This window comes from Streptococcus sp. CF4-3 (assembly GCF_024295385.1).
In the GTDB taxonomy this organism is placed as follows: Bacteria; Bacillota; Bacilli; order Lactobacillales; family Streptococcaceae; genus Streptococcus; species Streptococcus infantis_I.
Window position 1 is genome coordinate 41562 of the sequence record NZ_JANCPN010000001.1, and the last position, 14336, is coordinate 55897.

Annotated in this window: 16 protein-coding genes and 1 pseudogene; 5 read left to right on the forward strand and 12 right to left on the reverse strand. The window is 33.4% G+C overall.

Annotated features, from left to right (window positions below; translation table 11 throughout):
• Positions 1-318: 318 nt before the first annotated feature.
• On the reverse strand, positions 319-1266 hold the full coding sequence (locus NML75_RS00205; RefSeq protein ID WP_254731080.1) for an AEC family transporter: 948 nt from the start codon (positions 1264-1266) through the stop codon (positions 319-321).
• Between the two features lie 77 nt (positions 1267-1343).
• Complete coding sequence (locus tag NML75_RS00210) at positions 1344-2969, reverse strand: malolactic enzyme (RefSeq protein ID WP_254731083.1); 1626 nt, start codon at positions 2967-2969, stop codon at positions 1344-1346.
• A gap of 358 nt (positions 2970-3327) precedes the next feature.
• On the opposite strand from NML75_RS00210, the gene NML75_RS00215 reads away from it, so the two are divergent.
• Positions 3328-3678 carry a helix-turn-helix domain-containing protein gene (locus NML75_RS00215; RefSeq protein ID WP_254731086.1) on the forward strand — a complete coding sequence of 117 codons (351 nt, stop codon included), beginning with the start codon at positions 3328-3330 and terminating at the stop codon, positions 3676-3678.
• Positions 3679-3802: 124 nt separating this feature from the next.
• Positions 3803-4681, forward strand: a complete 879-nt coding sequence (locus tag NML75_RS00220) for a LysR family transcriptional regulator (RefSeq protein ID WP_254731089.1) — start codon at positions 3803-3805, stop codon at positions 4679-4681.
• Between the two features lie 630 nt (positions 4682-5311).
• Here NML75_RS00220 and NML75_RS00225 read toward each other — a convergent pair.
• Positions 5312-5812, reverse strand: a complete 501-nt coding sequence (locus NML75_RS00225; RefSeq protein ID WP_021144854.1) for a hypothetical protein — start codon at positions 5810-5812, stop codon at positions 5312-5314.
• 136 nt (positions 5813-5948) lie between these two features.
• Between NML75_RS00225 and NML75_RS00230 the strand changes: the two genes are divergently transcribed.
• Together NML75_RS00230 and NML75_RS00235 are read left to right on the forward strand one after the other, a co-directional pair.
• The gene (locus NML75_RS00230; protein ID WP_014713950.1) at positions 5949-6137 is read left to right on the forward strand and encodes a hypothetical protein; all 189 of its coding nucleotides are present in this window, start codon (positions 5949-5951) and stop codon (positions 6135-6137) included.
• A complete protein-coding gene (locus NML75_RS00235) occupies positions 6130-6741 on the forward strand; it encodes a Fic/DOC family protein (RefSeq protein ID WP_155124136.1) in 612 nt (203 codons plus the stop codon). Before NML75_RS00230 ends, NML75_RS00235 begins: the two co-directional genes overlap by 8 nt.
• Positions 6742-6933: 192 nt before the next feature.
• Here NML75_RS00235 and NML75_RS00240 read toward each other — a convergent pair whose 3' ends face one another.
• The 8 genes from NML75_RS00240 to NML75_RS00275 are packed head-to-tail and all read right to left on the reverse strand — an operon-like array spanning position 6934 to position 12785.
• Positions 6934-7689, reverse strand: a complete 756-nt coding sequence (locus NML75_RS00240) for an SDR family NAD(P)-dependent oxidoreductase (RefSeq protein ID WP_254731092.1) — start codon at positions 7687-7689, stop codon at positions 6934-6936.
• Between the two features lie 13 nt (positions 7690-7702).
• Entirely contained in the window at positions 7703-8896 is a 1194-nt protein-coding gene (locus NML75_RS00245) for a thiolase family protein (RefSeq protein WP_254729405.1), read from the reverse strand.
• Positions 8897-8930: 34 nt separating this feature from the next.
• Positions 8931-9677, reverse strand: coding sequence for an SDR family oxidoreductase (locus NML75_RS00250; protein ID WP_254729350.1), 747 nt, complete (start codon positions 9675-9677; stop codon positions 8931-8933).
• A complete protein-coding gene (locus tag NML75_RS00255; protein ID WP_254731095.1) occupies positions 9677-10315 on the reverse strand; it encodes a hypothetical protein in 639 nt (212 codons plus the stop codon). The genes NML75_RS00250 and NML75_RS00255 overlap by 1 nt, the downstream gene beginning before the upstream one ends.
• Before the next feature lie 34 nt (positions 10316-10349).
• Positions 10350-10832, reverse strand: coding sequence for a tautomerase family protein (locus NML75_RS00260; RefSeq protein WP_254731098.1), 483 nt, complete (start codon positions 10830-10832; stop codon positions 10350-10352).
• A gap of 10 nt (positions 10833-10842) precedes the next feature.
• Entirely contained in the window at positions 10843-11682 is an 840-nt protein-coding gene (locus tag NML75_RS00265) for a Cof-type HAD-IIB family hydrolase (RefSeq protein ID WP_254731101.1), read from the reverse strand.
• Positions 11630-12403: an AfsA-related hotdog domain-containing protein gene (locus NML75_RS00270; protein WP_254729358.1), complete on the reverse strand. Its 774-nt coding sequence runs from the start codon at positions 12401-12403 to the stop codon at positions 11630-11632. The genes NML75_RS00265 and NML75_RS00270 overlap by 53 nt, the downstream gene beginning before the upstream one ends.
• Positions 12393-12785 (reverse strand): carboxymuconolactone decarboxylase family protein, encoded by a 393-nt coding sequence (locus NML75_RS00275; protein ID WP_254729360.1) that lies wholly within the window; start codon positions 12783-12785, stop codon positions 12393-12395. Before NML75_RS00275 ends, NML75_RS00270 begins: the two co-directional genes overlap by 11 nt.
• Before the next feature lie 157 nt (positions 12786-12942).
• On the opposite strand from NML75_RS00275, the gene NML75_RS00280 reads away from it, so the two are divergent.
• Positions 12943-13305 (forward strand): MerR family transcriptional regulator, encoded by a 363-nt coding sequence (locus NML75_RS00280; RefSeq protein WP_201061648.1) that lies wholly within the window; start codon positions 12943-12945, stop codon positions 13303-13305.
• 602 nt (positions 13306-13907) lie between these two features.
• Here NML75_RS00280 and NML75_RS08830 read toward each other — a convergent pair.
• A pseudogene (locus NML75_RS08830) lies at positions 13908-14249 on the reverse strand (helix-turn-helix domain-containing protein); the annotation flags it as partial.
• Positions 14250-14336: the final 87 nt, after the last annotated feature.

A 14336-nucleotide genomic window follows, 5' to 3' on the forward strand; every position in this document is an offset into this window, starting at 1 on the left:
TAGGAAGAAATTGTATAAGACAAAGACTAGTGGTGTGATTTTTGGGGGTGAACTCTATTGAGGATTAAAAAAGAACACCCCGAAAGGTGCTCTTTGTAAGTATAGTCATTCTTTCGAAGAACGTTTACTAAATTGTGATGCTTTACGAACTTTTTTCAATCCTAGCTTGAAAAGTCTGACTTTTAGGACAGCTCAAAAGCGCTTGATAGGAAACGTCCGAAGAGTTTCTGCCGATTTTGATTTCAAGAAATAGGAATAGATGTATCTATGATAGTGCAATTTCTTAACACAAAACTTTCAATCCTATCCTCTTCCTTCTTATCCTAATAAAGTTTGTAATATTGGAATAACAACGATAAATAGAACCGTACTTAGAGTCACCACATTCGTAGAGAATTCCACATCTCCTTTTCCCTGACTAGCAAGGATTGGGAGAACAGCTAAAGCTGGTGTAGCGGACTGAATCATAAAGGTCTTAAATTCTACTGTCGCCATATTTGGTGCAAAGAACTTCAATACAAGAAGCATGATTAGAGGAGCTAGGATAAAGCGTCCAACTAAAGTGACAATTGTATCTTTATCAAAAGTAATAGTTTTCAAGCCTGCCTTTGCAAGAACGATACCAATATAAATCAGAGATAGGGGAGTGACGATATTTCCAACATAGGTTAAGGTATTCGTTGCGAAATCTGGAATAGAGATTCGAAGAATCAAAAATAGTAGAGCCACAAGAAAACCTACAAGCGGAGCTGGTAGCAATTTCTTCCAGTCAAATTTACTTGTCTTCTTGCTTTGACCCGATTTACTGTCACTCGTCATCAAATACACGCCCAATGTCCAGGTGGAAATCGTGTTGGTGATATAGTAAATTAAGAAATAAGGAAGAGCCTGATCCCCAAAAAGAGCAACGTTTAAAGGTAAACCAATAAAAATAGTGTTGGCATTCACAAAGGTATTAATCATGGTTCCTCGCCGTCCTGAACGAACCTTGAAAACCACAACTGCAATATAAGCTACGATATAGCCCAAGATAAAGGCCACAAATGTATAAAGGAGACCTCCAGAAAGACTGATTAGTTTATCTAGTGTTAGGTATTTCATCACCGACACAAAGATTGACGCTGGCAAGGCTACATTCATGATCAAACGAGATAGGTTAGGTCCAAAGGCATCTCCAAACCATCCCTTCACCTGAAGAATATACCCCAAAACAATAATAGCGATAATCGGAATGATACTCGTAATCGAGGTTAAAAAGAGTGACATAGGTATCCTTTCTAAATTACTTAAGTCCACAGCCCATACAAATCTGTCGCTAGCAAAGGATAGACAGCAACAATGAATTATTTATACTCTGGATACCACTTCAAATCACGAACTGCTTTGGCCATATCTGTTTCCTTAGCACGCGCAAGACCTTGCTCTTGTGCTTTTTTAGCGACTGCTTCTGCTACTTTAATAGAAACATCTGCTACATACTTGAATGGTGGCAAGACAGGAGCTCCTGGTTGGCCTGGATTGACAATACCACTCAATGAATGAGCCGCTGCTCCAATCATTTCATCAGTCAAAAGACTTGCTTCAGAAGCCAGCATACCTAGACCAAGACCTGGGTAAATCAAGGCATTATTGGCTTGACCAATCACGTAGTCGACACCTTTATAAGAAACCGTATCAGCAGGAATTCCTGTTGCGACAAAAGCCTTGCCATCTGACCATTCAATCAAATCTTTGGCACTAGCTTCTGCTAGTTTGGTTGGATTTGACAAAGGGAAGATCATCGGACGCTCTGTATTTTCACACATAGCCTCTACTATTTCTTTAGTGAAGGTATTAGACTGAGTCGAAGTTCCTACAAGAATGGTTGGCTTCACAGTCTTCACTACTTCAAGCAGATCAGTCAACTTGTCTGCATTACTAAAGTCAGCACGTTTCTTAGCAAACGGTTTTTGTTCAGGGGTTAGGTCATCCATGTCATCAAAGAGAAGACCTTGTTTATCAACCATAAAGAAACGTTTATAGGCTTCTTCTTCAGAAAGACCTTCACTCACCATTTCACGAAGAACACGAGAGGCAATTCCTGCACCCGCAGTACCACCACCATAGCAGAGATAAACTTGATCTGTTAATTTTTCACCACTAATATCCAGTGAACCAAAGATACCACCTAAGGTAACGATTCCTGTACCTTGAATATCATCATTAAAAGTTGGAATTTGTTTCCGGTATTTTTCAAGAATATTGGCAGCATTCGAGCGGCCGAAGTCTTCCCAGTGAAGGTAGAGTTTAGGAAAGAGACGTTCTGCTGTTTGAACAAATTGGTCAATGAAGTCGTAGTAACGATCTCCGCGAACCCGTTCGTGACGATTTCCTAAGTAATTAGGATTGTTACGAAGTTCTTCACGGTTAGTCCCTGCATCAATAACTAAAGGAAGAACCATAGAAGGATCGATTCCAGCAGCACCCGTGTAGACCATCAATTTCCCAACAGAAATATCGACACCATTTGTTCCCCAGTCCCCGATTCCAAGGATTCCTTCTGCATCTGTTACAACAATGAGACGAATCCCGCGATTCCCAGCAGCATTTTTCAAAGTGGCTTCAATATTTTCAGGATGATTGATATCAAGATATCCCGCATATTGGGGATCTACAAAGAGGTCACTATAGCCTTCAATGGTATCTGCAATGGTTGGATCGTATATAATTGGATTGAATTCCTCCAAATGTTGAGAAAAGAGGTAATAGAAAAGAGTTCGGTTGGTGTTAAAAATTTCCATTAGGAAAAGACGCTTTTCCAAATCATTGGCTTTTGTTTGCATTTGTGCATAAGTTTGCGCCGCTTGCTCTTCAATCGTTTGAACATACGGTGGCAGTAAACCAATAAGACCTAGTTCCTTTCGCTCCTCTAAGGTAAAGGCAGTACCTTTATTGAGGAAAGGGTTGTTTAAAATATCATGTGCAGTCATAGTGCAACCTCCTTTTTACTTCTATTATAACACTTAAAATGAATTGTTTGGAAAACTTTGTTGTCTAAAAAATACAATCATGTACGCATATGTTATAATGAGTCTACGAAGACAATTTTCTAATAAGCTCTTTATACTTAAAACACTATTGTTAATGGCACTTTAGGTTGTTATATTTTATAAAGTTCTGAACTCATAAAACTCTCGATGATCACTCTTTACTAAAAGTTTCGAGTAAAAGAAACTAATCATACAAATTGGCAATCCGAATTAAAATAAATATTATATAAGTTCGTTATACAATACTTTGTATTTTTTAAGATGTTTTTTTGTCATGCAAAACTTGTATTCTATTTATATGACGAATAAAAACTATTTACAACAATATATTTCCAAAAAAGTGAAATATTTTCGAACACAGAAAAAAATGAGCCAGGAAGAACTTTCGGAACAAGCGGGGCTCGGGCTTAAGTATATCAATCAACTTGAAAACCAAAATGTGAATCTGACCATTCACAGTCTTGAAAAAGTGATTGTCGCCCTAGAGATGACCCCAGAGGAATTTTTCAATTTTGATAGCCTTGAATCAACCTCTGATAAGACCGACAATCTTTCACTCAAAAGAATCAACATGAAGATTAAACAGCTTCCTATTGATAAACGAGAAAAGATGTTGGTCATTTTTGAAAGTATCTTAGATAATCTTTGAGATTCCTGACTCACTTACATTTTAACCAGCGAATACTCGTATAGTCAAATTGTAGGATACGGATAAAATTTATTTATCTGGTGATTTCCACTTATGTTTCTCCAATTAATGAAAGTGAGCCCATATGAATTTAAAAGATCTACAATATTTTTATGACCTCTGCCAGCTTCAATCCTATACGGAAGTAGCAAAACTACATAAAGTCAGCCAACCATCTATTTCTTATGCCATCAAGCGCTTAGAGGAATCTTTTAATTGCAAATTGATTCACCATGATCCTTCACATCGTTCCTTTAAATTAACTCCTCAAGGTCAAATCCTTCTAAAGCATACAGAAAAGATCTTATCTGAGGTTATTTCTACTCGCAAAGAAATTAATCGCTCCTTGGCACAATACTCTACTGTAGGATTCCCTCCTATTATCATTCAGTATCTCTTTGCTGCCTTAAACGAAAAAGATAAATTCGATTTTTTAAAAAAAGTACGCCCTATCCGCGGTGGCTCCGTAGAGTTATTAAATCTTCTCCTCAAGGGAGACCTTGATGCAAGCCTACTCGGCTTGATTGAACCACTCAATCATCCTTCAATAGAGACACATGAACTCTTTCATAAAGAACTGTATGTCGTTTTATCAAAGAACCATCCTCTTGCTGCTGCTCCTTCCCTCACTTTTGAAGATTTAGTAGATCAATCCTTTATACTTTTAGACGAACACTTTGTTCACCTGAAAGCTTTTGAAATACTTAATCAAAAGCATCAAAACAAGGCAGAAATATTCTTCAAGAGTGACGACATTGTCATCATTAAAGAACTTTTAAAGAAAGGGATTGGCCTTAGTTTACTGGCTGATATCGCACTTTCTGATGAAGATGATGACTTAATAAAAATCCCTCTAATACCGGAGGACCAGATAACATTTACAGTTTATTATGCTTATCTCAAATCAGCTACACTGTCATCAGAAGTAGAAGCCTTATTTAATCTCATTAAATCATATGAATAGAAAAAAACTCTAACTATCAACTACCTGATAGCTAGAGTTTTTTTACATTATAGGTATTAGACTAAAGCACGAAGAAATAGGATATAATCGCCGAATTTTTCATTTACCCGATACCCTTCAAGGAGATTTCTAATTATAAATCTACAAGATATCAATAAAAAAGAACACCCCGAAAGGTGCTCTTTGTAAGTATAGTAATTCTTTCGAAGAACGTTTTGAGTGCAGTGGTTGCCATCCAATCAAACATCGCTTCGCTTGTTTTCTTGGGGCAACTGTGCATAGCATATCTCTATGCGACTAAAGTCGCTAGAGCTATCCTAATTGAGCACCACCAATTCTCATAAAAAAAAACACCTTGCAATATGCAAAGTGTTTTCGTTTGTATTCTGCTGTCCAGCAACGAATTAACGTTTAGAGAACTGGCTAGCTTTACGATCTTTCTTAAGACCTGGTTTGAACGACTTTTGTTTGACTAAATTTCAAAAGTCTTTAATATCAAGCATTTCTACGCTTTTCTGAAAGCGTTATTTCAATTAATCTCAACTAATTTCATCTGAATGGTGTGAATTTTACCCCAAAATTACAAAGAATTGAGCTGATAAATACTAAAAGTTCACACCATTGGTTAAATTATTTTTTGTTACGTACGTTTTTCTTAGATGATAGACCTCCTAATTTATTTCTTATAGCATTTGAGCAAACCTCCGTTAGAGGTTCTCCTATTGCCTCCTTGTAATTAAATCCCAATAATTGCATAGTCTTTAAAGTATCCTTATTAAGTAAAGCAACTAATTGTTTCATTGAATCTTCTTTCCCATCTTCAACACTAGTAAATGAAGATAGCAGAGAAATAACCTGTTCTAAAGTGTTGTGCAAATACTCAATATCTTTATCATCAATATGTACTTTTTCATATTCTTCTTTATATGCCTGAGCAATTCTGATTGCCTGTTCTCGTTCCGAAAGTAACTCATTTACAATTTCATCATAAGTATTTCGTAATTTATCAGCATTACGTTCTTCCTTTAATGATTGAATTTTACTATTCACTAGTGTTGTTGTTCCTTTAAATGTTAGAGTTCCCAACTCAATCCCTGCTTTTACTAACGCTTCTGTAATATATGCCTCCATGCTACACCCCTGCTATTTCTTTTTATGATAAAATTATTTTATCATAAATTCATACTTTAATAACAGTCTCTATCCTTTAGGTGAAAATACCGATTTTATGGTATAATAAGGATAACTCTATACAAGGAGGTGTGCCATGACTCTTGATGTAAATAAAGAAGAATTAACAATTTTAGGGATTCCCTTTGATAACTTTTCAGATTTTGATACTGTCTGGTATGCCATTGGGTCATCAATGATTGAAAATTATGAACCTACTGTTCAAGATGTGATTGATTTAAAAACTTATGTTATCAACAGACGAAAGGAATTGAATATTGGTTAAAAATCAATACGAAGGCTATGAGTACATTGACCCCAATCACCAATATACCTATCCAAATTCTACAGTCTTAATCAACAAACAAAATATTACAAATATTGAAGAAGCCTACCGGAATGAGCATTTATTCGTTACTAGAAGGCTTGCAGACTTGCGCTTGAAAACCATAGAAGTCTACTCCATTAGTGATATTTTAGCCATTCATAAATATTTATTTCAAGATGTCTATGCTTGGGCGGGACAATATCGCAAGGTGAATATCTCAAAAAGCGGGAATCCCTTTATGCCAATACAATCTTTCAGTACTGCCCAAGACTATATCAACCATCTTATTCATACCTATTATCAAACTGCTAATTCAAAAAATAAAATTATTAAACAATTAGCAAAAATTCTTGATAATCTTAATTATTTCCATCCCTTTCGAGAAGGGAATGGACGAACTCAACGAGAAGTTATTCGTTCCTTAGCACTATCAAAAGGTTATTCTGCACAAATACGTGTGGAGCAAGATGACGAGGTTTACAATCTTTATATGGACGGAACAGTCTATGGAGATTTAGGAAAGTTAGAAGAACTACTTGGTAAAATACTGGAAAAATTGTAAATTAGTCTACAAAAATACTTCTATATTTTTAAATATCCTAAATATCACAGAAAATTATAACTTACCAAGGTTTAAATCATAATAGATAGACAAAAAGCTTCTGAAATCTAACATTTCAGAAGCTTTTTTCTTGTCATAAAATGGCTGCAACTATTATTATTCAATACATATTATCTCTATTTATTAAAATAATTAATGATTAAGTAGTGGTCCACTAAGATGAAATTCAAAATTTGTAACATCAACTAAACCAACAACTTTGTCACTTTGATATAATTCCATCAAAAATTGTGCCATCTCTTCACTTGTGTGATATTTAGCAAAATGCTCATCATAATTGTATTCTTTCGAATCTGTAGCAACTTGACCGAATTCCGTTTTTGTGGCAGCTGGAGCTAAAACCTTAGCTTTTAATTGATGTTGATTTGCCTCTAGTTCCAATGCCAAGCCTTCTGTAAAAGCACTGACATAAAATTTACTTGCACAGTATGTAACTGCATTTGGAACCATCATGTATCCGCCTCTAGATGATAAGTTAATCAATTGAGCGCCTTTACAATCTTTATAATCTCTCACATATAGAGTTGATAGAATTGTTAAAGCTTCAATGTTTAGATGGATTAATGTTATTATCTTTTCTAAATCTTGATATTCAACCTTATCATAATTTCCAAAACCTGCATTATTTATTAGAGTAGTAATGTGATATTTTTTCAAGCTTTCATAAAGTTCAAAAACATTACTGGACTTCGATAAATCAACAACTTTAATAACAACATCTAAATCCGGATAATGGTTCAAAATCTCTTGCTTCAATTTGTCTAGTCGTTCTTGACGCCGAGCAATTAAAATAAGATTCATTCCTAATTTTGCAAATTGTCTTGCTGTCTCCGCTCCTATACCAGCACTGGCTCCAGTAATACAAGTATAATTCTTCGTTTGTTCCAAACTATTTTCTCCTTTACAGATTGCTATTTGCATTTTTTATAAGAGTCGCTGCTCCCATTCCGCCACCGATACACAGAGAAGCGATTCCATAATTTCCTTTATTTTCAATCAACTCATAAATTAGAGTAGTCAGTATTCTGCTTCCTGAAGCTCCAACTGGATGCCCTAAAGCAATGGCACCACCCTTAGGATTAACCTTATCCATATCATTGATTCCCAATTGTCTTATGCAAGCTATTGATTGTGCAGCAAATGCTTCATTCAATTCAAAGATATCAATATCAGTTATATCCATTTTTTGCTGAGTCAACAATTTCTTTACAGCAATTTCTGGTCCCATTCCCATTAATCGAGGTTCTAAACCTACTAACGAAGAATCTATCCATTCTGCTAAAGGAGTTAATTTGTAATCATAAAGAATTTTTTCTGAAACTAGCATAAGGATAGAAGCACCATCATTTATGCTTGACGAGTTTCCAGCTGTGACTACTCCTGACTCTTTAAAAGCACTTTTTAGTTTTGCTAATTTTTCAATACTTGTATCAGAGCGAATATTTTCATCAGTTACAATTAGATTCCTTCCTTTTCTATTATCTACTATAATATCAACAATTTCTTTTTTGAAGCCTCCATATTCTGTTGTATAAGTCGCCTTCTGATGACTTTCAACAGCATATTTATCCATTTCTCCCCTTGTAATAGAATATTTAGATGAAATGTTTTCTGCTGTCATTCCCATGTGATAATTTCCAATAGAATCAATAAGAGAATCTTTGAGCATGGAATCAATTAAAATACCATCTCCCATTTTGTATCCTACTCTTGCTTTATCTAGTAAGTATGGAGCATTAGACATACTCTCCATTCCTCCAACTAAAACAACTTCCGCTTGTCCTGACATAATAAGAGAAGCACCTAAATTAACACTTGACAAGCCTGAACCACACACATCATTAATGGTAATTGCTGGTATGGATTCTGGAAGTCCTGCTAAACGACTTGCTGTTCTAGCTGGATTTTGTCCTTGACCTGCCTGCAATACATTCCCTATCAATATTTGGTCAATTTTTTCTTTAGGTAATTTAGATTGTTTAAGTACTGCCGATATAACTTTTGCTCCTAGTTCTGAAGCTGAAAAAGTTGATAGGCTTCCTCCAAATTTACCTATAGGCGTCCTTTTAGCACCTACAATAAATATTCTTTTCATATTTGCCACTTCTTTTCTATTTGTAGAAACAAAATTACAAACCTGAGTACACACCATTGTCAACATTTATTGAAGTTCCTGTTATTATATTATTCTTTTCATCTGCTAAATATAATACAGCTCGTGCAACATCTTCTGGTTGAACTAATTTTAAGTGTGGGTCTGTCAGAAATTGTAACTCTTTTTTCCCAGAAGCTAAAATTTGATTAATTGTTTCTTTCCAAAGTAAAGATTGAACCGCTCCAGGATTTACTGCATTAACGGTAATATTTGTTTCTGCTAGCTCAAGCGATAAAGCTTTAGTAAAAGATAGCAATGCGGCATTAATCACTGAACCTACTATAAAAAACGGACTTGGCTGTTTCCCAAAGGTACCTACGATATTAATAATTCTACCATTATTTGCATTCTTCATGAGGGGAATAACTTCTCGAGATACCCTAATATATCCTAGTAGCTTTAAATTAATATTTTCTATCCAGTTAATATCTGATATTTCTCGGATTCCTCCTAATGGACCAGCCCCCGCACTATTAATCAATAATTCTATTGTATTGTACTTATTTTTTATAATTTGAAAGGTACTTTCTATATCCAACAAATTTTTTAGATTAACAGAATATACTTCAATATTCTCTGGTGAATGATTTTGTAAATTTTTCAATTTTGATAAATTTTGAGCAAAGGCAATAACTTTATAGTTATTTGAGATTAACGATTCTACAATCTTATATCCGATGCTTCCTGTAGCACCTGTTACAATCGCAATTTTTTTATTCATTATTCTACCTTTTCATATTCAAAAGTTTGTAATCCTTGCTCACCACTTTTAATATGGTCATGACCCGCTTCTTTAATAATTTGTTTGTATTCATCAGTCAAAAAACTAGCTCTGTACTCATCAGGATTCCCTTCAAATTCAGTAACAAATAGTACTCCTGGCACAGTAGAGAAAACTGAATGAAAAGCTAGAAAAGAAGTAACTTTATCATTTCTTTTTACAAATTCAAAGATACGGCGCTTCCTCCATTCTAAATAAGAATCAATGTCGGATAATGGAACTTCAATTGAACGAAGTTGCATATATTTTGTTTTTGGAATAAGCTGTTTACGTCTAATCACATCCTCTACTAATCCGACAATAGACTGATGGAAATCACTTTGCATGTATTTTGCTTGAGCTTTAACAAAATGTTTAAATTCATCACTTTCTACAAATTGTTGGATAACTGAAAAATTCGTTACTTCATATAAAACAACTAAAGAATTTTTTGTTAATCCTTTATATAAAACAGAATTCTCAAAGAATTTTGACACTTTACTATTTGTCCATATTTTAGCTGCTTCATCTAGTTTTCCCTCTTCTACTTCCCACTCCATTACTGCAAGATAAGGGGCTTTCATAATTTTTAAATTCATGGTTATTTCCTCCTTATGTTTTATACCAATAAATCTATTTGACTTCTCGACTTTTATTTAAGAATTCTGGATTTCTTCCACTGATTCCATTTTGAAACCAATTTTCAGGGGTAATTTCTCTAATATAAATGACAATATTATCGCCAGATATTTTATACTTTGTCGCAAAATATTGTGTTAATTGATTAACTAAGCTAGTTTTATCTCCAAGTGATAATCCTGTCCACGTATCAATTGAGATAGTCACAAGTTCCTCTAAATCCATATTAGAATTAGGAGAGGAGTAATAGTCATCTGTCGTAACAGAGATACGTCTACTCAAAATTCCAAACTTAGAATTAGCAGGTGATACACCACCTCTAGAAATTTCATTATCTCCTACAATTGATATATGTACTTGAATTTTATCAGGAAGTACATTCCATTTTTCTATAACAGAATCTGTAGTAACTTTTATGATTTCTTGTTTTTCAATAGATGAAAATTTTTTATTTGAAATAATAGTTAGTAACGGCATTTTCTCCTCCTTATAGCAGATTTTGTAAGGCTTTTAGCACTCCATTATCATCATTACTTAACGTAATGTAATCAGCAATTTCCTTTAACTCTTCACATGAGTTTCCCATTGCAATACCTATACCCGAATTTCTTAACATTTCAACATCATTATAACTATCACCAAAAGATATAATATCCTCTTTTGATATATTTAAAATCTTAGCAAGTTGAAAGACACCTCCTCCTTTTGATGTATTTTTAGGAAGAATTTGTAATAGCCAAAAATTTTTATCTGGAATTAAAACATATGAAAAATTTTTAAATCTATTCTTAATTTGTTTTAAAATGCTATCTAGTTCACTTTTTTTTGAAAGAAATAACAATGAAATTACATTTTCTTTCATGGTTGATAAATCCACTTGTTTTATTTCAATTCCCAAGTGCTTGGCATATATTTTAGATGTCGAGGTGATTTTATCAGTTATAACTTCATTAGTTAAATTCAAATGTAGAGGTATTTGAAATTGTTTATGTAAATTAATAGAAAATTGAACAATTTCACTTGGAACATAATTTTCATAGTAACAATTTCCATTCTCTAAGTTTGAAATTACAGCACCATTATGTGAAATAACTACTTTAGAAATATTGAGCATTTTTAATGGATTGTAAACTGCAAGAGGCATTCTACCAGTCGCAAAAACTATTACTAAATTACCAAAGTTTTCACTATTTATAAAGTTAATTAACTCTATCGGTAGTTTACCATCTGAATCTAGACTTGTTCCATCCATATCTAAAGCAAGAAGTTTAAAATCAGATAATCTCTTTTTTAGACTCAATAATTGGCCAATTTTCTTGTTCTGCAATATTGTAAGCTCCTTCCTTTAGTAGTTTTCGTTTATTTCTATAAGCTTCTTTTGTTCTAAAAGCATAGGCTCCAAGGTAACCTTTTGCAACAAGTTTATCTTCTTGGTATACACCAAAAACGGTATACATAGCTCCTCCATCGGCTCTGTTAATAGGGATAATATGAACGATGAATGGGATAAATGTTTCAATGTATTGGAAATATTCAATCTTCAAATTAGTTAAGGCTAAAGATGAATCATACTTAAGATTATTAATATGAAATGCAGCTAGCATTCCTTGCCGAATAATCTCAAATAATTTTATGCCATCAACATGGTCAGACATATGGTCACTATCTAATTCTTTCCAATCCGAGTACGCTCTGAATGCAATGCTTTTACCAAAAGTTTCATATTCTGACAGAAGAACATTTTCTTGATTTTCCTTATGAGCCAGTTCTTTAGGCAAATAGGTTCCGTTATTAGATAATTTATATTGAATATCTGTGGGCAATTTAACCATATCAATCAAGTCATACGCCTCTTGAGGTGATAAATAATCCCACTCAAAATCATTTTGAATAGCCAATAATTGTTCTGGAGTTAGAACTTTCCCGTCTTTTTCAACTTCCTCGATTAAAGAACCATAAATCGATAGAATTTTCGCCAACTCATTACTATTGCTATATAAAATAATGTTCTCAGACGGATTGCCTAAATTAGTTAATTTAAATTTCATTAATTTTATCCCTTTCATTAAATACTTCTTTTGCCACATCAACAGCATTTAAAACTTTTGGAAAACCGACATATGGGATACATTGGATAAATGTTTCAAGAATTTCTTCCTGACTTAGACCAACATTCAAAGCTCCATTAATATGAACTTTAAGTTGAGGTTCTGTTCCACCTTGTGACAGCAAACTTGTAATAGTAATCATTTCTCGCTGTTTTAGGTTAAGTGACTTACGATTATAAATTTCGCCAAAAGCAAATTCTAAAATATAATTTCCAATATCCCCTGCCACTCCATCAAGGGCTTTTATGACTTCATCACCAACTTCACCATCTATAGTCTTCAGATATTTCAAACCAATTTTTCGTCTTTCTTCCACTTCCATATGGTATTACCTCCTCTCCTAGCTTTATATCAAATTCCTTTGATGCTATGTATTTTACATAGTAAAGTGCACTTTATGTCAAGAGAAAACTGAAATTTTTTTTTGATTTTTTTAAAAATTATGCTAAAATAATTAAAAAAAAAGGAGGGGAAATATTATGGCTCACTATTCTATTGGAGAATTTGCTGAAAAAACTGGACTTTCTATCCCCACACTTCGATACTATGAGCAAGAAAAATTGATTTACTCACACAGAGAAGAAAATAATCGTAGATACTATGATGACTCTGATATAGCGTGGACTCAATTCATTATTAGATTAAAAAAGACGGGAATGTCTATTAAAAATATGCAAGAATACGCTGACCTAAGATATAAAGGAGACTCCACAATTCCTCAACGACTTAGACTACTATTTTTTCAACTTGATGAACTTCATAAGCAACAAACTGAAATTAACCAACATATTGATTTTCTTGAAAAGAAAATTAAAACTTATTTAGGTATTAATCCTAATTAGCACCATTATTATTTTCTTTATCCAAAAAAGGGATTGAAATTTTATTTTCAATCCCTTTTTATTATGCTATTTACTCTTATTTTCCTAAAAATTAATACAAATCAGCAAAAATAGAATTATTCATACTTATTTTTTTCATTTCCATTTTTAAGGTATTATCACTCACATCAGTCTTTACATTTTAATCTTCTTTAATTTAGTCATATAAATTAAAGAAGATTATTTAATTTACTCTCGTTTTCTAACAATAACTGTAGAGGTGATTTTTCACGGGCAATTTCATCACCATTCTCTGCTACAACGTATTTACCATTACCAATACTAGTCAATGGTTCCCCATCTTTATTAAGTATTGGTTTACCTTGAGTTAAATAAATCAGTTTGTCAATTATGGCTAACTCATCATCACTCATATACTGCAATCTAGATAATGCACTAGGTTCAAAAGCAAGTTCGTAGTTACTTTCAATATCATCTTTATCTTCTGCCTCAACTAGCTTACCACTAGGAATATGTTTATAAAGCTGATGGTCGGTTTTGGGAGATATGATAGGGACTCTCTTTAATAGAAATGCTAAATTATTAATCGTATCACTAGTATAACCTTCTATACTATTATATTTTTCTATTTGATGAGCTAACTCATCAAAAGATTTAACTGCTTGTATGATATTATTAGCCTTTTCTGTGTATTCATCTGTTTTAAGAACAGCTTTTTCCAGTTCAATATCTTGACTTGTCCCAAAAAGTTGTACTGGTGTTGCTTTAAAAAAGTCCGCAATTTTATCTAAGGTCGCAAAAGTTGGATAGCTTTTGCTTTTTTCGTAATCAGAAATCGATTGTTTTCCAATATTTAGTTTTTCCGCCAATTCTGTCTGACTGATCCCTTTTTCCTTACGAAGTCGAGAAAGATTAAAAGCGAAATTATGAATCATATAAGTCATAGGTAGCTCCTTTGTTTTGGTTGTTATTTATTTTAACAATTTAAAACTTATTTTTCAACAAAATACTTGACATATAATAAAAAGGAT